Here is a 19,798-nt window from a genome sequence, read left to right on the forward strand (position 1 = left end):
GCGGCGGGGGCGGCTACCCGAGGCCGAGCTGGGTTCGTACCTGTTTCGGGCGGTTCGTGATGACCGCGTCCACGCCGAGATCACGGCAGAGCGCGACGTCCTCGGGCTCGTTGACGGTCCACACATGGACGGGGTGCCCGGCGCGGTGGGCGCGGTCGACGTACTCCGGGTGGGCACGCAGGATGCGGATACCGGGACCGGCGATGGTGACACCGGGCGGCAGCCGTCCGTCACGGTAGCGCGGTGTGAGGAACTGCATCAGGTACACCGACGGGATCTCCGGCGCCGCGGCCCGCAGCCGGTACAGCGAACGGGCCGAGAAGCTCATCACCCGGACCGCGGGCGGCTCCGCCACCGGGCGTCCGGGCCGCGCGGTGTGCCCGAAGCGGCCGAGGAGGGTGACCAGTCGCTCCTCCACCTGTCCGGCCCAGCGGGTGGGGTGCTTGGTCTCGACGGCCAGCTCGACGCGCCGGTCCGCGTCCGCGACCAGCTCAAGCAGCCGCTCCAGGGTCAGCACACCCGTCCGCTCTGGGTCCGCGTACCGCCGGTCCGGCGCCTCCGGCTCGTCCGCCCCGGCCTTCCAGGAGCCGAAGTCGAGAGTGGCGAGATCGGCCAGCTCCAGGGCGGAGACGGCGCCGCGCCCGTTGGACGTGCGGTTCACCCGGCGGTCGTGCACGCACACCAGGTGGCCGTCCGCGGTGAGCCGGACATCGCACTCCAGGGCGTCCGCGCCGTCCTCGATGGCCTTCCGGTACGCGGCGAGCGTGTGCTCCGGGGCATCCTCGGACGCGCCCCGGTGGGCGACGACGGAGGGGGCGGGGCGGCCCGGACGGGCGTCCTTGGCGGGGCGTGCATAGGTCACCGCGTTATCGTGCCATCCGCCGTCCCGGGGCCGCCCCGCGCTGACCGGGGGCGGCGACAGGGGATGCGCCGCCGGGGCCCGGCATCAAGGATGAGGGGACGGTCACAGCCTCGCCTTACGGTGCGCTGACGCACGGTGGGAAAGGCTGAGGCCGAGGTTCGCCCGTCCGGCCGGGACTCGCCCGGACCGCCGGGATCCGGAATCCTGGAGCCCGGTTCACGGTCCCACAGGCGCGTCCCCGGCACCGAGGACCGGAACGTCCGGACACCGGAGCCCGGCCCCGTACCGCGGCGGCCCGGACGCCCGGAGCGCCAGAAGGCGCCCCGGCCGACCGGGCCTCCCAGGGGCGGGCCGCGGGCCGGCACAGTCGTGAGCGAGGAGAGAGCTGTGAGCACCGAGAACGAGGGCGCTTCCGTCCCGCCGGAGGCCGAGCCCCAAACGGCGCCCCAGGCGTCGGACGGCGCACCCACGTCCGCCTCCGCCGCCCCGGCTGCCGCCCCGGGCACCCCGCCCCCGCCCGCGGCGCCCCCGACCCCCGGGTTCGCCCCGGGGGCTGCCGAGCGTGCCCCGGGTGGGGAGCCCGGATCCGTGGCGTCCGGGGGTGCGGTGCCTGGGGGTGCGGCGCCCGGTGGCGCGGCTTTCGGGGGTGCGGCGCCCGGTGGCGCGTCATCCGGACCCGCCGCTTCCGGGCCTGTCGCGTCCGGGCCCATCCCGTCCGGACCTGTCGCCTCCGGGCAGGAACCGCCGCACGGCCCGGCCGGGCACCCCGGTGAGCCGGGGCCCATCGGACCCGGCGCCTCCGGCCCGGCCGCCCCCGGCGCGTACGGCGCCCCGGGCGCCCCCGGCGGCGAGCCGACCACCCAGCTGCCCGCGTACGGCGGCGGCGGTGGCTGGGGCGCGCAGCAGCCCCCGTACGGCGGCGGTGGCGGCGGCAACGGCTGGGGCGCCCCGGACGGGCAGCCGCCCCGGCGGCGCAACGGCGGTCTGATCGCCGCGGTCCTGGTCGCCGCGCTGGTCGCGGGCGGCGTCGGCGGCGGCATCGGCTTCTGGGCCGCGGGCCGTGACGACCGCTCCTCGACGACGGTCTCCGCGTCCGGCGACGCCGGGGCGCTCAACCGCAAGCCCACCTCCGTCGCCGGGATAGCGCAGAAGGCGCTGCCCAGCGTCGTCACTATCGAGGCGCAGGGCGCGACCGGCGAGGGCGGCACCGGTACCGGCTTCGTCTACGACAAGCAGGGCCACATCCTCACCAACAACCACGTCGTTGCCAGCGCCGCCGACGGCGGCAAGCTCACCGCGACGTTCTCCGACGGCAAGAAGTACGCCGCTGAGGTCGTCGGCCGCGCCCAGGGCTACGACGTCGCCGTCATCAAGCTGAAGAACGCCGCGGGCGCCAAGCTGACCCCGCTGCCGCTCGGCAAGTCCTCCGAGGTGCAGGTCGGCGACGCCACCATCGCCATCGGCGCCCCCTTCGGCCTCTCCGGCACCGTCACCACCGGCATCATCAGCGCCAAGGACCGCCCGGTGGCCTCCAGCGACGGCGGCGGCTCCAGCGCCTCGTACATGAGCGCCCTGCAGACCGACGCGTCCATCAACCCGGGCAACTCCGGCGGCCCCCTGATGGACGCCGCGGGCAACGTCATCGGCATCAACTCCGCGATCCAGTCGGCCGGCAACGGCGGTATGGGCGGCGAGGGCGAACAGTCCGGCAGCATCGGCCTGGGCTTCGCCATCCCCATCGACCAGGCCCGTCGCGTTGCCCAGGACCTGATCCGTACGGGCCAGCCGGTCTACCCGCAGATCGGCGTGCAGGTCGCGATGAAGGACACCGGCAACGGCGCGACCATCGCCGAAAACGGCAACGGCGGCTCCGACTCCGTCACCCCCAACGGCCCGGCGGACCGCGCGGGCCTGCGCCCCGGCGACACGATCACCAAGCTCGACGACACCGTCATCGACAGCGGCCCCACCCTGATCAGCGAGATCTGGCAGCACAAGCCCGGCGACAAGATCACCCTGACCTTCCAGCGCGCCGGCAAGGAGCACACCGCCGACGTCACCCTGGGCCAGCGCACAGGAGACAAGTGACGCGCTACCCTGACCCCGCGGGACCGCCCCGGCGCTGCCGCGGGGAGGCTTGCCCGAGCGGCCTAAGGGAACAGTCTTGAAAACTGTCGTGAGGTGATCCCTCACCGTGGGTTCAAATCCCACAGCCTCCGCAGAGGTCGGTGAACATGCAGGTGGGAGGGGCTTTCGGGGAAACCCGAGGCCCCTCCCTTCTGCTTGGTGTCTCACCCTGCGTCACGGATGTCCCGCGCGGGATCAGCTTGTGTGGACCAGCCGTGGACCAGGATTCGGCTCATTCCGCGGCCTCGGCCGCGCGCATGGCCTGCTCGATCAGGGCGTTGGCGTGCTCCCGTCTGCCGTCCAGGACCTTGGCGTAGAACTTGTGCAGGACGGCCACGCTGTGGCCAGCGCGGCGGGCGACTTCGGTCGGATCGACGCCGGAAGCGATCCAGAACGAGATGCCCGCCTTACGGCCGGTGTACGGCACCTCAGCGAAGTGGTGCAGCACCTGCGTCTCGGTGAGGGCCGCCTTCCGTGCCTTCTGCCAGAGCTCCGAGTACTCCTTGCTGAGCACAACCCCGCCTTGTGCCGCCCGGAACAGTCGGCCGTCTGGTGCCACGCCGAACCGCTCGATATGAGCGAGCAGCATCTTCACCAGCTCCGGCGGGATGGGTACATCGCGGACGGAGGAGCGAGCCCGGTGCTTCAGACCGCGTTCTTCGTAGGACTCGCCGTCGTCGGTCCAGGCGGCTCCTACTCGGGACGCGCTGCCCGAGAGCAGCAGGACGCCCCATCCGGTTTCGGGAAGGGTGCAGTCGGACTTCCGGAGATTCATGGCCTCGGCCGGTCGGGTAGCCGCGTAGTAGATGCATGCGAAGAACGCCTGGAGATGCTCGCCGCGGGGGCCGAGCGTCCCGACAGCGTCGATCAGGGCTTTCGCCTGCTGTGGGTTGGGGACGTACCGCAGGTCGATTTCGTCGTCCGTCGGCGGCGGAGACCAATCGATGGATGGCAGCGGATTGGCTGTGAGGAGCTTTCGTTCCACGGCATACCGGAGAGCGTTGTTGAAGACCGTACGGCGGTTCGTGATGGTCGTCGCCGCGGCCTTCTTGCCGTCGAGCCGTGTGCTCAGCGCCTTCAAGGCGATACGGATCACCTCGGAGTCGTCCTCCAGCGATGGCATGGGGAGAGACTTTCCCGAAATCCAGGTGAGCGCCGCGGCGAGGTGGTCGGGAGGTGGCGTGCGGTGCTTGGAAAAGTTGAAGGCGTAGCCGGTCAGTGCGCGGCGCAGTACGGCCGGTGCGGGTGCTCCTCGCATGTCCTGCACCAGAGCGGCGGAGACGGCCGCGAGCGCATCGGCGCGGGTGGCCCGGCCCTTTGCTGATGCTGCTTCGGACCATTTCATCCGGGCGTAATCCGTTGCGTGGTCGAGCCAGGTCAGCTTCGGTTTGGACGCCTCCAGTTCGGACTTCGGAAGCCCGGTTTCCACATCGAACTGTTCGCCGCGCTGTGCCGCTGCCATTAGCTGGGAGCGGCGTCCGTCGGCAAGCGTCTTTGTCCTGTAGCTCTTTGAGTGAGTGCGCGGGCCCACCTTCCAGCGAAGCTGAAAGGGCTTGGGGCGGTTTGCCCTTTCCCGGATGGTGTAGACCGTGAATTCAAAGGTCAGCACTGAGTTGTTCTCCTGACAACGAAGTGGGCCCGGCCACGAGGGCCGGGCCCACCGAGCGGGGATCAGGCGGCGGGAGCTTCTTCGTGGTCGACCAGCCAGGTGTCGAGGTCGGCACGGCGGATACGGAGCTGTCCGTTCGGCAACTTGACGATTCGAGGGCCGAGGCCGCGGGCGCGCATGCGGTAGAACGCAGCGCGGGACATGTTGAGCTCGGTGAGGGCTTCGGGGAGTTTGAGCATTTCGGCCTTGGGCAAGGGCAGTGGTCCTCTCATCGAGGGGGAGAGCGCGGTGAGTCGGGGGCGTTAAGGGCGGTAGCGGCGGTAAGCCGTTTGACCTGGGGTTTCAGGCGGGCGGTATGCGGGGCGGTGAGCGGTGCGATAAGACCGCTACGAGGGGGCGGCGGGCTTACCGCACCGCCGACCGCATCGCATATCGCTCCGAGGTTTCCGCAGGTCAGGGCGCATACCGGCACTACCGCCCTTACCGTTCTCAGCCCGCGTACTTCACGACGGTGGTGGGGCGGCCACCGGTGGGTTTTTGGAAGCGGGTGTAGCCGGGGAGGTCGAGCAACTGGGCTACGAGGCGGTCGCGTTCGGGGCGGGTGGTGTTCTTGAACAGGCGGCGGATGCGGTCGGCGGTGAGGCCGTCGGGGCCAGCCGTGCGGACCGCTTCGGCGAGCTTGTTGACCTTCGGGTCGCCGGTGGTGCCGCCGAGCAGGTGGACGGCGGACGCGCGGGCGTAGTTGAGGAGTTGCCACGCGGCCCGCAAGTGGGCTGCGGAGATCGTGGCGGTGTGGTCGCACAGGGCGTAGACCATGGCGACGCGCTGGACGTACGGGGCGGCGCGGGCGGTGAACTGCGTGATGACGCCGCCGGCCGAGTCATCGCTCAGGGCCGGGTAGACCTGGTCGCAGTACAACTCCCAGGCAGAGTCGCTGAATTGGACCTCGTCGATGCGGGCGGCGTCGGCGAGGACGGTGCGCCAGCTGGCCGCCAGGTTGGTGATCAGTTCGACGCTGGCGCCCCGCGACCCGGGCAGGATCAGGTTGCGGTGGCAGAAGATCGGCAGGAAGCGGTTGTACGTGCCGCCGGCCATCTCGGAGTCCTGCATCTTGGCCCGGAACTCCTCCGGGGTGATGTGTCCCAGGATCGCGATGTGCGGATCGGTGGCCTTGAGGGAGTCGCGGACCATCGAGCCGAGGGAGTCGCCGTCCCATGCCTGCCGCAGGACACCGGGCAGGCTGGAGCCTTCCCGCCGGCCGCGGCTCATGGTGACGGCGTACTCCGATTCCACGACCCACAGCCGCTTGTCGATGCTGGCGGGGGCGGCCATCTCGCCGGTGTCGTCTTTGACGTACTCGATGAGACCTTCGCCGGAGTTCAGGCCGCGTGGGGTGTGGTCGGGGCCGAAGCAGTCCGGCAGGGCCTCGGCCAGGACGCGGCGGGCGGTGGAGGTCGCGGAGCCCTTGCGGCCGGAGGAGGTGGGGCCGATCGTCAGGGCCCAGATGAGGGAGGGATGACGGTCGTTGCCCACCATGAGGTGGGGGCGTCGGCCGATGATCGCGCCTGCGGCGGAGAGCAGGTTGGCGAGTACGGCGATGGGGTCCGCCTCCGTGGTCGGGTCCAGCTCGCGGACCGTCTCGCCGAGCCAGCCGCAGAACACGTCCGGATGTGGGGTCGGGCCGGGCCGATGGGGGCGGTGGAGGCCCGGTCGCCGGTCGTAGAGCGGGTTCGGCGGACCGGCGGGCGCCGCGTCCTCGGTGGCCGGTTCCGTCGGCCGGGCGGTCAGCTCCGTGATCTGCGTGAGCAGCGCGGCGCGGAGCTGGTGGGGGTCGGCGTTCGGGGCGGACGCGGCCTGGACGAGCCGCGTGCCGGCCTCGATCAGGCGGCGTCGCTCGGCCTTCTCCCGCACGATCTCGGCGTAGTACTCCGCGTTGGCCGCGGTCGGCACGGACTCCACGAGGGTGTGGAGGTAGGGCGCTCCACCGACGCGGGCCAGGTCGCCGCGTTTGCCGAGATGGTGGGCGACGGTGATCGGGTCGGCCGACTGCCCCTGGTCGTGCAGCTCGCAGATCGCGCGGTGAACCGTCTCGTGGGCGGGCCGGTAGTAGTCGGCGGCGTCCAGCGTTTCGACCACGTCGGCGATGGCCTGGGCGGACAGCAGCATGGCGCCGAGTACGGACTGTTCGGCTTCGAGGTCCTGGGGCGGTTGCCCGACGGCGACGCGCGAGAGGTCGCTGTGGGGAGGCCGCACATTGCTGTGGTACGGCTCCGGTGCGGCCTCGGGTGACATGATGGAGACCTCCTGTTCTGTCTTCGGATGAGCAGGGAGAGCCGGGGCGGTGGCGTTGTCCTTGCACGGGAGTGCCACCGCCTCGGTGCGTCAGCCCCGGGTGATCTGCTGCCAGGCGGCGTATTCCTGGCGGACGTACGGCCGGTAGCTCGACCCCCACTGCGGAGAGTCGGGCGGGATCGGCCCGTTGCGGGTGGCGAACGGGCCGGAGCCGCGTTCGCGGTCGTACCGCGCCAGGTGGTGAGCGGCCTTGGCCGCGATGGTGTCGGCTTCGGCCTTGTGCCTCTCGTCCGTCTCCACGAGCGCGATGCGGTCCAGGAGCGCGGCCTTGCGGAGCCAGAACTCCCGGCCGAGGTCGTTGCCGAGCGGCCGCGTAGCCACCTGGTCGGTGACCCACCGCATCTCGGCGAGGAGTCGCGGCGCATCGGCGTATGCCTCGGCCGGTTCGGCGGCGCGAAGGCGTACGTCGCCACGCGGGTTGTTCATGGGGCTCATTCCTCCGTGGTGCGGGTGGCCGGGAGTTCGGGGAGACCGGCCTCGGTGAGCGCCGCGGCGTCGAAGCCGGGGAGGGCGGCGCGGGTGGTGAGGGCCGCGGCGAGGTGGGCCGCGTAGACGGCCTGGTCGCGGGCGACGGTGATCTGGGTCTGGCCACGCAGCGCTTCGACGCGCTCGATGTGGGCGTGGTCCTCGCGCTTCTCGGCGAGGCGGCGTTCGTACGCGGTGGTCTCGCGGCGATCCGTGCGCCAGTGCCGGTGGGCCAGGGCGTACGCGAGCACCGTGGCGATGCCCCACAGCAGGAGCGGCAGCGACCAGCCGTCCGCGTAGGCGGCGACTCCCGCGAGGGCGAACGCGGCGGACGCGGCGAAGGCGGTCCCGGTGATGGCCGGGGCGCTGGCGTACCCGATGGCGGAGAAGGCGCCCGCGGCGCAGGAGTAGACGGCCAGCGTGCCCATCAGCCAGGCATCGCCCAGGGAATGCTCGGCACCGTTCGCGTTCCAGATGCGGGCCAGGATCAGCACTGCTGATGTGGCGATGACGGGAGCTAACTTGGCGGCGGCTGCCCTCCGGGGGCGCTTCGCCAGGACGGTGTACTCACTCACCGGGCTTCCCCCTACAGGTTCCGGAGGGCTTCGACAGCCGCGTTGGTGAGTTCGTTGACGGTCGTGGCCGCGCCCGTGGAGGCGAGGTAGAAGCCGAACATCATGGCGATGAAGGCGGAGCCGTAGCCGAGCGTCCGGGCGCGGAGCAGGAGGGCCAGGACGATTCCGAAGAGCGCGGCGAGCGAGATGGTGACGGCCATGGAGGTACTCCTTGATCGGTTCGGTGGTGGGGTGGAGGTGCTGGGGCGGGCGGGCCCGTCGTGATCAGCGGGTGCCGTCGCGGTGGGTCCGGGCGGCGACGTTGTAGAGGTGCCGGCCCATGCGGATGCGCTTGCGGTCGCCGCGGCACCGGCGGCAGGTCCGGCCGGGGCGCGGGCGGCCCCTGCGGTCGGTCTTCATGTAGAAGCCGAAGCCGCGGCACTTGCGGCAGTTGCCGAACGGGCTGACCGCACAGAGCGCGAGATAACCAAGCGTCACGATCGTGAAGAGCGTGACAGCAGCAGTCGTCGGGGTCATCGCAGGGCCTCTCTGGAGTTTTCTGTGGTCTTTGCTGGTGGGGTGCTTCGCGCTACGGGGCTGGTGGGAGCCCATTTGGGCTGCTAGCGGAGGTGCTACCGGTAGCGGGTGCCCCCGCTACCGGTAGCGACCCGGCGGGGCTATGCCGCCTTCAGCGATCCGCTACGTTCCGCAATCGCAGAGGTGAGATCGGCGCGGACGATGCCGCGGCGGGTGGTGCGGGCGCCCTCGTCCGAGGTGCCAGCCACGCCGCGGGTCCTGATGCCAAACGGCTTGAGCGCGGTGGTGACGTTCTCGCCCACCCAGCCCGCGTAGACGTCCGGGCGGAGATCGGCGAGCCGGGTGGCGATCCGCTCGTTCCAGACCCGCTCCTCGGACTCCGGCACCACAAGTGCAATGTCGGCGAGCAGGTCGTAGGAGGCGGTGGCGTTCTGCTCCGGCTCTTCGCCCAGGGCGTGTCCGGAGAGCAGGCCGGCCTTCTGGCGGGCCTGGCGGGCGCGGACGGCGATGGCGTCCGCGCCGACGCTGTCGACGTAGGCGGCGCCGACGATCCGGGCGTCGGCGCCTTCACCGACGAAGTAGTGGACGCCCTTGTCGGCCCAGGAGAACATCGTGGCGCGTACGCCGCGCTTGTAGGAGCTGGTGCCGAGGACCATGTCGTTCTCGACCTGGCCCATGACCTTCAGGCACCACCGGGCCGAGGCGTTCGCCGAGATGCCAGTGGGGAGCGCCTTGGCGTCCGGCCGCTGCGTGGCCAGCAGCAATACGATGCCGGTGGCCGGGCCACGCTTGACGAGGTCGGTGCAGATCTCCTCGAACTCGCCGCTGTGGGTGGGGTGTTCGAAGAGGACCTGGCATTCGTCCACCCCGATCACGATGGGGTGCAGCCGAAGGTCCTTCTTGTCGGCCAGTTCGCTGGTGACCTTCGATTCCGGGCACAGGTCGCGGGGGAGCGAGCGGATCACCTTGGTGCGGCGCCGTAGCTCCTCGCGCAGGGCGCGGAAGTCGCGGAGGGCGTACTCGATGACCTCGTCATCGTCCCCGGCGCCGTGCCGGTGGGAGACCCGGTCGCCGACCGGGTCCAGATCGCCGGTGCCCTTCATGTCGTACGTGTGCAGCTCGGCACGCGGGTCCAGCGCGGCGATCAGCAGGAGAAGCCGCAACAGGAAGGTTTTGCCCATGCGTGGGATGGCGCCGATGATCCCCGCGATGTACATCAGCGTCACGTCGACCCAGCGCCCGCGTGGGTCGGTGCCGAACGGCACCGGCTTGAACAGGTCGACGCTGCCGCCGGTCAGCAGCGGCCACTTCGGCTTCCTCGCCTTGGACATGTCCTGGTCGCCGACCCACAGGACCAGCCGCCCGGTGTGCTCGTCCGGTATCGCCTCGGGCCAGACGCAACCGAGAGGGCGGCGCAGGCCGGAGGCGAGTTTCTCGCGGCGGTCGATGACGTCGGTGACCGTCACGCCGTACGGCAGATCGCCTTCGGCTCGCCATCCGGGACCGTCGCGGGTGATGGGCGCGGTGAAGCTGAAGCCGTCCCGTCCCTTGGACTGAGCCTGGTTGATCGCCGGGATGCCCAGCGCTCCGAGCGCGCGCAGCACGATGTCGCTGGTGAGCTTCGGCGCCTTGGAGGTCTCCACGGCGCGGGTGATGACCGGGGAATCGGCGGGGGTACCGGTCCAGCCGAGCGCCAGCACGAGGGCGCCGACGGATACGGATTGCAGCCACCCCGGAGCCAGGACGTACAGCGCCAGAGCCGTGGACGTGCCGACGAACGCGGCCAGGACGGCGGTCAGAGTGCGCAGCCGTACCCGGCCGTCGCGCTGGCGGGAGAGCTTGAGGTAGTCGGCGGCGTCCTCGCGGCGCACCGCCGCCAGCCGGACCGGCTCCCCCTCGCGGTCCGCCACCCACCGCATCGCCCCGCTCAGGAAGCGGGCGGTGCCGCGCGGCGCCTGAAGGACGAGGCGCGCGGCGTAGAGCGGGGAACGGATGCCGTGGTACGCGGTGAGGTGGCCGTAGTGACCGGCCACCCACTTCACGGCGGTGGTCAGCTCCTGGCGGGAGCGGAGCCAGCCGGGCAGTACCGCCCGACGCTTGGCCCCGGCGAGGCGGGCCAGGAGTCCGGGGCCGGAGGGCGCAGGGCCGTCGACCAGCGTGACCGCGTCCGGGTCGGCAGCGAGGGCGCGGGCGTCGCGTGCTGCATTCAAGTCGACGATTTCCGCGTCGGGTTCGTCGGTGTCTGTGGTGTGGGCGGGCCGGGGTTCCGGCTCGCGGTGCTCGGACGATTTCTCCTCGTCCTCATGCTTCAATGCGCGGGTCCTTCCGAGGCGTTGAGGGACGCGCGGGGCGGCCGGTCGCTTGGTCGTGGACGGCCGCCCCGCGGCAGGTCAGCGAAGGGCGTACGGCCCGGCGCTGTGGTGTGTCGATGGGGTGCGGAAGCCGTGGGCGCCGATCCCGTCTGTGATCTGCGTGCCGCCGCGTAGGCGGTCGCTCAGGCACTCACTTCGAGCACCGCGGCGATGACCGCGTCCTCGGAGCCGTCCTCGTTGGCCAGCCGTCGTCGCGCCGCACGGATGCGGTCACCGCCCCAGGTTTCGCCGAGGCCGTACGCCTTCGCGAGCTGGACGGGGTCCGGCGCGCGGTTATCGAGAAGCGCCGCTGCGGCCTCGCGTTCGGCCCGCTCCCGCTGAGCCGCGCGCACTTCGCGAGGGATGCGTTCCTCGCGGTTCGAGGTGCGTCCGTCGGAAATCGAGACGCTGGCAAGCTGCTTCTTCGAGGGACTTTCCGAGGCGGGCTGGTGGTGCCGTACGGGTGCCTGTGGCGCGCGGGCACGTCGTTCCGCGGCTGCCCGGCGCTTGGCCCGCTCGTTCTCCTCATGGGTCCTGGCCTCGGCTTCCGCCTTGATACGGAGCCTTTCGCGTTCGGCTTCCCGGTCGCGCTCCGCGGCCTCGATTTCTGCCTGGGCACGCAGCCGCTCGGCCGTGCGGCGGGCCTCGCGTTCCTCCTTCTCTCTCGCGATCCGGTCCAGCTCGCGAGCCTTCTCGATTTCTGCCTGCCGGGCTCCGTCGGCGAGCCGCGCGGCGTGTTCGCGATCCTCGCGTTCGGCCTGGCGCTGGGCTTGCTCCTGGGCCAGTCGGGCCCGTTCCTGCTCCTGCGCGCGTTCTGCTTCCTCGGCCCGCTCGCGCTCTTCGCGAGCTTGTTGGGCTCGCGCGGCCCGTTCGGCGGCCACCGTCTCCTGATACGCCTTGACGGTGAGCCGGTGTTCCGCGCATTTCCCGGCGAGGTAGGTCCGGTACCCGGCCGATGCCTCGGCGAGCGCGATGAGCAGGAGCGGGGCCACCGAGTGGAGCAGAAGGCCGCCGGCGTCCGCCTGCGAGGGGACGAGGCGGAAGTACCCGTCCGGGAAGAGGCTCTGCCAGCAGTTCATGATCCAGGTGGCCAGTCCGGCGAACCAGCGGAGCAGGAACGGCCAGCCGCTCGGGCTGTACCCGCCCTGTTCGGCCAGGACCCCGTCGACGTACAACACGGTCAACAGGGCCAACGACGCCAGCGGGTCGAGCATCCACGCCACCCAGCCGGGGACATCGTGCGAGATGGCGAAGCTCGTCACGTTGATGCAGGTGAACACCAGCGCGCCGAAGCCGATGGTGAGCAGGGAGCGGGTCACGAGCTGACCGACCTTCTCCAGCTGCTGAATCGCCTTCCGGGCGGTGGCGGCGTCCTGTTCGGTTGCCACGCTGGGGGCTGGTGAGGGGGAGGGATCAGTCCGGGATGTCGCCACCGGGTGTGTCCCCCTCCCTGGGCCCGCAGCGGCACGCCTCCACGGAGGCGCCCCGTCCCATCCAGCAGGCGCACACGACCGTCAAGGCTCCCACGGTCACGGCCTCGCCCGGCAGCAACAGGCAGTTGTCGCACCCGGCGGCGGGCTTCCGCTGCGGAGCGTCCGCGGGCGTGAAGTCGTAGTCCTCGGCGAGGCCGTACTCGTCGTAGTCGAAGTAGCCGTTCAAGAGGCGAGTCCTTCCGGGAGGGTGCGGGCGTGCGGGCGGTGGTCGGTGCGGGCGGTGCGGCGTCGCCGGTGGGCGAGTAGGTCGGGGGTCTCCGTCTTGAGGGCGTTCACGACGATGCGGGTCACGAGGTCCGTCAGCCCCGGTTCCTCGGCGAGGATGTCGGCAGCTGCCGCCAGGCGGGTCAGCCGCTCTTCCTCCGACTCGCCCGGGACGCCAAGCCAGAGTTCGGGCGGTGTGCCGATGGTCAGGGCCATCGGGTCATCGAAGCCAGGCTCAAAGCCGCCGATTACGACATTCATGGCGCTCTCCTGAAGTGGGCTCAGTGGACAGGGAGGGCACGGGACGGCAGCGATGTCCTTTGCACGGGAGTGCCGCCGACCCGGCAGATATGCGGTGAGCACGCCGGTTGGCCTCTGCGAGGTGGGCGTGGCAACCGCTCGTCGAAACGAGCGGTCATGGCCGCCGGTGCCGCTGGGAAACGGCGGCACCGGGGCTAAAAGCACTGGTCAGTGCACGGTCTGCTTGCCAGGCGCCGTGCGATTCAGTTCTCAAGGAACAGCCGGTTCCCGTCGGTCCCCTCGGCGCGCGACAGCAGTCGCCTTCCTCGGTTTTCGGCAGGCTCGACCGGACAAGAGTCATGAAGACCTCTTGTCCTCAACTCCTCTTTAGGAGTCGATGTGATGAAGGTAGGGGGCTCGCTCGCCGTCGTCAACTCCTCTTGAGGACTTATGCTGAGGCTGTCCGGCGAGACGGACGGAACGGCACACGAGACGGACGGCGAGCGGACCCATGGCCAAGAAGTACGAGCGGATCGCCGACGCGCTGCGCCAGGACATCCGCGCAGGCCAGCTCCGGCCGGGCGAGAAGTTGCCGGCGGAGACCAAGCTCGCCGAGCAGTACCGGACCAGCGTGCCGACGATGCGCGACGCGCTGCGTGAGCTGCACGCCGAGGGGCTGATCGACAAGCGCCACGGCATCGGCAACTTCGTCCGCAAGCCACGGCCGCGGGTGGAGCGGAACAACGAGCGCCATCAGTGGGAGAAGGACCGGGCGCGCCTCGTCCAGGCGGAGCGCGAGAAGACCGGCTCCACCGAGCACGACACCGGCCTCACCGTCTCCGACCTCGCCTTCAAGGCCGAATTCCGCGAGGTGTCGGCCAACGAGGACCTGGCGGCCGTCTTCTCCGTACCGGAGGGCACGCTCCTGCTGGAGCGGAACTACCGCACCTTCCCGCGCGAAGGCGACGCGCCGTTCAGCCTCGTCACCTCCTACCTCGTTCACGAGGTCGTCTCGGCGAACCCGGATCTTCTCGATGAGGCCAACGAACCGTGGGCGGGCGGCACGCAGAACCAGCTGCTGACCCTCGGCATCGAGCTGGACCGCATCGAGGAACGCATCATGGCCCGGCCTCCGACAGCAGAGGAGGCCGAGGAACTCGGCCTCCAGAAGGGCGTCTCCGTGTTCCAACTCCGCAAGATCTCGACCGACACCACCGACCGGGTGGTGGAGGTCTCCGACGTCATCCTGCCCGGCGACCGCACCGAGATGGTCTTCACGACGCCCCTGGCCCGGTGGTGACGATGACGAACGTGATCACGGTGATGACGGCGGTCCACCCGCCGGCCGCCCAGTACCTCGCCGACGCCTACAAGTCGCTGCTGGAGCAGGAACTCCCGGACGGCTGGGACTGGCAGTGGGTGATCCAGGAGGACGGCGAGACGGACGAGGTCCGCCCGCATGTGCCCGATGACCCGCGGATCAGCTTCGGTCAGGGCCGCCACGGCCGCGCTGCGATGGCCCGTACTCTCGCGCTCTCCCGGGCGAAGGGCGAGTACATCCGTGTCCTGGACGCGGACGACATGCTCACGCCTGGTTCCCTCGCCCGTGACCTGAAGGCCCTCACCGCTGATCCGGCGATCGGCTGGGCCACGTCGCGCGTACTCGACCTGATGCCCGATGGCTCCACCGTCGGCTTCGACCAGGACCCGCCCGAGGGCATCATCGAGCGCGGCGCGGTCCTGGAGCACTGGGAGGAGCACAACTTCCGCGCGCAGGTGCATCCGGCGACGCTGTGCATTCGCCGCGATCTGCTTCTGGCCCTCGGTGGCTGGATGGCCTTGCCCGCCTCCGAAGACACCGGGCTTCTGCTGGCGCTGAGCGCGGTCGCCCGCGGCTGGTTCTCCGCGGAGACCGGGCTGCTCTACCGGAAGTGGCCCGGACAGGTCACGAGCCAGCCGGCGCACGCCGATGAGCGGGAGCGCGAGGCCCGGTTCGCGGTGGTGCAGGCGCGGGCCCGGGCGCTGGCGGCTATGGGGAATTGGCGGTTCGAGGGCTGATTCGCTTCAATCTGATGGCTGTGTCCGGTGAGGTCTGTCTCGCTGGGCACAGCCATTCTGCTTGCTCTTTGCAGTGTTGCCTGCCAAGTTCTTCAGTTCGATTTCGACGAGCGTCGACGAGCGTCGACGGGGCAACCACTCTGGCAACACGAGTGTCCTGTAACAACCGGGCACCCCATCGAGTCAAAGAAGTTCATTGAGGTGGCCGCGGAGAGGGGGCGATCAATTCGAGCCAATTCATCGAGAAGTTGATCTGCTCCCAGGAGCGGTGTCAGATCCTGGGAGCAGATCAACCCAGCTCAGTACGAACGTATCAGGAGGACGCAGGGTGGCCGCTGACCCGCTGGAAACAGCCTGGAAGATTCAGGCCGCATTGGTCGATTGGACAGGGAAGGCGGATACCAAGGCGTCCATCGCTCTCAGTGTTCAGTCGACAGTGCTGGCCCTGGTCGGGGTATTAGCTACCTCTGGCCACGGTACTGGCGTGCGTTCGGTGCCCAGTCAGGTGCTGCTGTGGGTAGGGGGGGGCATCCTCCTCGTCGGAGCCGTTCTCGCTGCCGCTGCGGTAGCCCCCAACTTGAGACTAGAGCGCAGAGGGCCCGACCCGGACGACGACTACCTGTACTTCGGGCATCTCCGCCACTTCGAGCCAGAGGCACTGGAGGCGGCTCTGCGGTCGGGTACCGCGCTGTCTGCCTTGTCGCGACAGATCGTGGTCATGAGCGAGATCGCCTGGACCAAGCACCGTCGAGTGCAGCTCTCATTTGTACTAGCGGTGATGGGCTGCTCCGTGCTTGCTGCCTCGGCTGTAATCGGGTGAGAAAACCGCGGGGGTGGGGGAGGTGAACTTTCGTGACCTGGTCTCGGGTGTTGCCTGGAATGGCTTGCTGCATCTAGGGCAGAGGCGCCGCTATGCGCGAGCCACATGGTTGTTTCATCAAGGAGAATCACCCGACTTCGTCATCGCTTTGGTGAACGGAATCGTCAAGATTACCCAGGTAGCGGAAGGCGGGGCGGAGGTGCCCCTGGCGCTGCGCGGGAAAGGAGAGGTGCTTGGGGAAATTGGTGCACTGCTCGACAAGCCTCGATCGGCCTCTGTGAAGGCAGTTTCCGAATGTATCGGGATTGTGCTCCCCGCGCATGCGTTTCGAGGATATGTCGACCGGCACGGCCTCAACCCAGTCATCTATCGTCTCGCTATTCAACGTATGCACGACAACGAGCAGCTACGCACGGCATTAACGAGGCTGCCACCTCAGGCTCGTGTGGCCCGAGTGATTCGATACCTGGCGGTAGAAATCGGCGAGCGCGCGGACGGCGGTGTCATCACCCTCCAGCTCGGCATGTCCCGAGATGAGTTGGCTGCGATGGCTTCGATGAGCCGCTCGTCGGCGATGGCCGTGTTGCGAGCGCTTCATGATGCACACGTCCTTGAGCTGGGGCGGGGGCGTCTGGTCATCAGGGACAGTCTTGCCCTCGCCGAGCTCTGCGAGGACTGACAACAGCAACACTTTCGTGACGCACATCACTTTCGTACCGTCCAATGCTGGACGGTGTGGTGCCGCCTTCGCCGTCAGAGTGGCTTTCGACCACCCCGACAAGAGGAAGACAGCTGATGACACCTTCTTGGGAGCCCTTGTGGCCCTACCGGGCTGTACTCGCGGTTGACGCTCGGGACTTCAGCTCTCACACCAGCAAACGCATGCAGGAGATCAACGCGGACATTCAGCAAGTGCTCGCACAGGCCCTGTCCGCCACGGGGCTTAGCGCACGCTGGGAACAGCGGGTTTTCCCGCAGCACACAGGTGACGGGTACGTCGCTGGGCTGGACCCCGAGGTGTTGCCGGCCTTGGTGGGGTGTTTCCCCGAGGCTCTTAGCGATGTCCTGCACGATTACAGGAGGCAACATCCCAGCCAGAGGGTGCTGCAACTCCGAGTGAGTGTCCACGTCGGACCGTTGCCGTCCTCTGGACTGGGCGTTCCCATGGTCGAGACCCACCGTCTTCTCGACGATCAGACGCTCCGAGACCTCCTCGCACGGGCCAATCCTCAGCGCACGAACACCGCCGTGATTATCTCGCAGCGGGTGCACGAAGATGTCTTTCGGAGCGGGCTCGACACAGGCAACACCGTCTCCGGGGACTTTGCACAGAGCATTGCCAGGGCCAAGAAGTTTTCCCAGCCTGCCTGGCTGCACGTTCCTGGTCTCGACTGGGGCCTTGCGGACCGCTCATTCTTCGAGGTTCCAGAGCAGCACAGTTCGGCCGCCTCCCCCTCCGCGCACGAGACGCAGCGAGCGGAAGCACGACCCGTGTCAGCACCATCTTTCGTGCAACACGGTAACGGCAGTTTCCAGGGCCAGAACCAGTATTTCAACGGTATGGGAGACCCGCGATGACCGAAGATCCGTTCCAGGCAGGAGGTTCTGAAGGCCCGGTCGATCCTCCCCAGCAGTCCGCCAATGCACCCGGGCCCACCCCTGCCCAGGAGGATCCGTCATACGCTGCGACACCCCGCCGTCCCTGGCCCGACTGGCGGAACCGCAACGGTCGTGCACGCGACATCACATCCGCGCAAGAGGGTATGGAGGCACCGATTGCTGCGCCTCCGGTGTTAGGGGGCCCGATGCCGGACGACAGGCCGAAGGTGCCATATGGCCCCCAGGCCGGGCATGAAGCCCAGTCCGTAGCTGCGCAGGATGATACGAACAAGACTGATAGGCATGCAGTTGGCTCCACGCCGTCTGCTCCTCCTGTCCCCGTGCCGCTACCGTCGCGTGATGACGGAGAGCGCGAGACAGCCGATGGTTCGCCGTCGCCGGCCGGAGTCATTGGGGGCCCGGGTAGCCAGGAGCTGCCTCTGCTAACCGCTCCTCCTTCTCGACCGATCCCCGGGACGGTGGGTGGTCGCGTGCAGAGGGTCGCTCCCCACGGAGTCGGATACCAGGCAGAGAACCAGCACTTCTACGGCGGTGATTTCGTACGACAACAGTCGGTGCATCCTGCGGACCTAGCCGTCTGCGCTGATGACCGCTTCGTTCCACCGCGGGACACCGACATGTGGGACCGTGCGCAATCCCTACTCAGGGACCGCCGGGTGGTCGTTCTCTGTGCGCCGCCAGGAACGGGGCGACGCACAGCTGCCCTGCGCTTGTTGACGACGGTGACATCTGCGCCGTTGTCCATTGTGGACCTCGAGCCTGAGTGGTCGAAGCCTGACGCCCAGAAACTGCCGTCAACAGCAGGTAACGGATACATCCTTGACCTCTCAGATATGCCGAAGCAGCCCGGTCCCCGGTTCGGCCAGGGACTGCTCAACCACGGCAGTGACGGAACAAAGAGTGCTTGCTATCTGGTGGTTCTTACAACCCCTGACGAATGGTATGGAGTGTGGGCTGAAGAAACCCGCCTCATCACTGTCGGGCACTCGTCGCCGAATGCCAAACTTCTGGTAAGCCAAGAACTATGTCAGCTCGGTGCAGAACATCGCGTCACCTGGCTCGATCATGAGGCATACAAAGAGATTTGGCTCTCCAATCCACCCGCTCAAGAGGCCCGACGACTCGCTAGCATCGTCTATGAGGCGCAGGAGAACGACAACAGCATCATCGACGAGTTCCGCGGGTGGGGCACTCACATCAACTCCCTGCTCACCCCGGCGAAACTAGGGCTCCCCGGAGAACCGGAGCTTGTGTCCACACGAGCCACTGTGTGGGCGGGTGCGCTGCTGCACGGAGGGAGAAAGCAGTCCGTGCTCCAAGCTGCTGACTTGCTTCTTGAGAAGCTCAACTTCACACGTGAACCTCTCAACGTTCTCGCGGACGCCACATCCAGCCACCGGCTGAAGGCCGCCACTCTTACACCACACGGCGATCGGGCGTTCCACGCTCGAGACAAGCACGATCTGGCGCCCGCCATCCTCAGAAACTTGTGGGAAGAGTTTCCGACTCAGCGAACTCTATTGCGTTCTTGGGCGGTTTCCGTAGTAGCCCACCGGGCCGTCCCTGACGACGATGCGCGTATCGCTGTCTCCGCACTCCTCGAATTGTCGCGAGAACTGCACGACAGCAGCATTATTGATGGCATCGCTAAGGAGGTATCCGAGCACCGAATGCCACTGGCAGTGGAAGCGCTCACTAAAGCGGCACTTGACCCGGCCCTGGGCAAATACGTCCGAGAACGCTTGTACCGATGGATGCTCGGAAAGCCGTCGTCGGCAGTGGTTGATCTGGTCACACAGATCTGTGGCGGGGAACTTGCTGTACACCAGCCATCTATCGCCATGACACGGCTGGCCAGGGCAGCCGTGCACGCTCAGTACGCGTCGCGCCCCATGGTGGACACGTTTCGACGGCTTGCCCAGATCAACTCGGTCGAGGTGGCGAAGGCTCTCGAGACATGGCTGACGGAGGAGCCAGCGAAGAAGCACGGTCTGGTCGCCTTCCTTTCCCTAGCTGCCAGTGATGAAGGCACGCAGCTTCTCTTGGGTACAACAAGTAGTTCTGAAGGAAGGAAGCGCTTTGTGCGGGCCTGGCAGCAACTGCTCCAGGACGAGGAATCTCAGAGTGCGGCAGATGAACAGCTTGGTGCTTGGGGCGTCGAGGCCGAGACTGGTGGGCTGTCTGTGCAACTGCTGGTTGATCTCATGTCCGAGGTGTACGAACCCAGGATCTACCGAAGCGGTCTGCAGCGATTCTTCGCGCGCGATCCTGACTTTCAGGATTCGTTCTGGGGTGAGGTGTACCGACGAGTGATCATCAGGACTCACGAACGCGAGAAGGCATCAGGCGAGTGATGGCGTACCTGGGTCTACAGCGACGTCTTCGTGGTCGTATTTCCACTACGTGGCCGACGAAGCTCTGGGGAGTGGCTTACTCGGTCAGCGGAGTACTTCTCTGTCGCCCATGTCCCGCGGAACTGCGCCAAAAACGCGCTGAGATGCATGCA

The 19,798-nt window shown here is 68.5% G+C and carries 19 protein-coding genes and 1 tRNA gene; 8 read left to right on the forward strand and 12 right to left on the reverse strand.

The features are described from left to right. Positions 1-13 precede the first annotated feature (13 nt). A complete protein-coding gene (locus OG422_RS15915) occupies positions 14-862 on the reverse strand; it encodes a glycerophosphodiester phosphodiesterase (protein WP_405743429.1) in 849 nt (282 codons plus the stop codon). Positions 863-1,249: 387 nt separating this feature from the next. Here OG422_RS15915 and OG422_RS15920 point away from each other — a divergent pair, with 387 nt between their 5' ends. Together OG422_RS15920 and OG422_RS15925 are read left to right on the forward strand one after the other, a co-directional pair. After that, positions 1,250-2,950 (forward strand): S1C family serine protease, encoded by a 1,701-nt coding sequence (locus tag OG422_RS15920; protein WP_405743430.1) that lies wholly within the window; start codon positions 1,250-1,252, stop codon positions 2,948-2,950. A 43-nt stretch (positions 2,951-2,993) separates the two neighbouring features. Then, positions 2,994-3,081: transfer RNA gene (locus tag OG422_RS15925), tRNA-Ser, on the forward strand. A gap of 140 nt (positions 3,082-3,221) precedes the next feature. On the opposite strand, the gene OG422_RS15930 is transcribed toward OG422_RS15925, so the two are convergent. The 11 genes from OG422_RS15930 to OG422_RS15980 all read right to left on the reverse strand — a co-directional run bounded on the left by OG422_RS15930 (position 3,222) and on the right by OG422_RS15980 (position 12,815). Next, complete coding sequence (locus OG422_RS15930) at positions 3,222-4,598, reverse strand: tyrosine-type recombinase/integrase (protein WP_405743431.1); 1,377 nt, start codon at positions 4,596-4,598, stop codon at positions 3,222-3,224. 62 nt (positions 4,599-4,660) lie between these two features. After that, positions 4,661-4,837, reverse strand: a complete 177-nt coding sequence (locus OG422_RS15935) for a helix-turn-helix transcriptional regulator (protein WP_384592194.1) — start codon at positions 4,835-4,837, stop codon at positions 4,661-4,663. Positions 4,838-5,087: 250 nt separating this feature from the next. Continuing rightward, complete coding sequence (locus OG422_RS15940) at positions 5,088-6,890, reverse strand: DnaB-like helicase N-terminal domain-containing protein (RefSeq protein WP_405743432.1); 1,803 nt, start codon at positions 6,888-6,890, stop codon at positions 5,088-5,090. A 90-nt stretch (positions 6,891-6,980) separates the two neighbouring features. Next, on the reverse strand, positions 6,981-7,376 hold the full coding sequence (locus OG422_RS15945; RefSeq protein ID WP_405743433.1) for a hypothetical protein: 396 nt from the start codon (positions 7,374-7,376) through the stop codon (positions 6,981-6,983). Positions 7,377-7,381: 5 nt separating this feature from the next. Further along, complete coding sequence (locus OG422_RS15950; RefSeq protein ID WP_405743434.1) at positions 7,382-7,990, reverse strand: hypothetical protein; 609 nt, start codon at positions 7,988-7,990, stop codon at positions 7,382-7,384. Between the two features lie 11 nt (positions 7,991-8,001). Continuing rightward, positions 8,002-8,190, reverse strand: coding sequence for a hypothetical protein (locus OG422_RS15955; RefSeq protein WP_143942575.1), 189 nt, complete (start codon positions 8,188-8,190; stop codon positions 8,002-8,004). Between the two features lie 64 nt (positions 8,191-8,254). After that, a complete protein-coding gene (locus tag OG422_RS15960; RefSeq protein WP_405743435.1) occupies positions 8,255-8,506 on the reverse strand; it encodes a hypothetical protein in 252 nt (83 codons plus the stop codon). Positions 8,507-8,646: 140 nt separating this feature from the next. Next, positions 8,647-10,818, reverse strand: coding sequence for a cell division protein FtsK (locus OG422_RS15965; protein WP_405743436.1), 2,172 nt, complete (start codon positions 10,816-10,818; stop codon positions 8,647-8,649). A 182-nt stretch (positions 10,819-11,000) separates the two neighbouring features. Further along, positions 11,001-12,245, reverse strand: coding sequence for a hypothetical protein (locus OG422_RS15970; RefSeq protein ID WP_405743437.1), 1,245 nt, complete (start codon positions 12,243-12,245; stop codon positions 11,001-11,003). A gap of 25 nt (positions 12,246-12,270) precedes the next feature. Next, the gene (locus OG422_RS15975; RefSeq protein WP_405743438.1) at positions 12,271-12,516 is read right to left on the reverse strand and encodes a hypothetical protein; all 246 of its coding nucleotides are present in this window, start codon (positions 12,514-12,516) and stop codon (positions 12,271-12,273) included. Beyond that, on the reverse strand, positions 12,513-12,815 hold the full coding sequence (locus OG422_RS15980) for a hypothetical protein (protein WP_405743439.1): 303 nt from the start codon (positions 12,813-12,815) through the stop codon (positions 12,513-12,515). The genes OG422_RS15975 and OG422_RS15980 overlap by 4 nt, the downstream gene beginning before the upstream one ends. A gap of 490 nt (positions 12,816-13,305) precedes the next feature. On the opposite strand from OG422_RS15980, the gene OG422_RS15985 reads away from it, so the two are divergent. The 6 genes from OG422_RS15985 (at position 13,306) to OG422_RS16010 (ending at position 19,646) form a co-directional block, all read left to right on the forward strand. Beyond that, a complete protein-coding gene (locus OG422_RS15985; RefSeq protein ID WP_405743440.1) occupies positions 13,306-14,094 on the forward strand; it encodes a GntR family transcriptional regulator in 789 nt (262 codons plus the stop codon). 2 nt (positions 14,095-14,096) lie between these two features. After that, the gene (locus tag OG422_RS15990; RefSeq protein WP_405743441.1) at positions 14,097-14,852 is read left to right on the forward strand and encodes a glycosyltransferase family 2 protein; all 756 of its coding nucleotides are present in this window, start codon (positions 14,097-14,099) and stop codon (positions 14,850-14,852) included. 328 nt (positions 14,853-15,180) lie between these two features. Further along, complete coding sequence (locus OG422_RS15995) at positions 15,181-15,672, forward strand: Pycsar system effector family protein (protein ID WP_405743442.1); 492 nt, start codon at positions 15,181-15,183, stop codon at positions 15,670-15,672. A gap of 22 nt (positions 15,673-15,694) precedes the next feature. Continuing rightward, entirely contained in the window at positions 15,695-16,351 is a 657-nt protein-coding gene (locus OG422_RS16000) for a Crp/Fnr family transcriptional regulator (protein ID WP_405743443.1), read from the forward strand. A gap of 203 nt (positions 16,352-16,554) precedes the next feature. Next, positions 16,555-17,250 carry a hypothetical protein gene (locus OG422_RS16005; RefSeq protein ID WP_405743444.1) on the forward strand — a complete coding sequence of 232 codons (696 nt, stop codon included), beginning with the start codon at positions 16,555-16,557 and terminating at the stop codon, positions 17,248-17,250. A gap of 755 nt (positions 17,251-18,005) precedes the next feature. After that, positions 18,006-19,646, forward strand: coding sequence for a hypothetical protein (locus OG422_RS16010; RefSeq protein ID WP_405743445.1), 1,641 nt, complete (start codon positions 18,006-18,008; stop codon positions 19,644-19,646). Positions 19,647-19,798 lie beyond the last annotated feature (152 nt).

Origin of the sequence: Streptomyces sp. NBC_01525 (assembly GCF_045040405.1) — a bacterium.
GTDB lineage: Bacteria > Actinomycetota > Actinomycetes > Streptomycetales > Streptomycetaceae > Streptomyces > Streptomyces benahoarensis.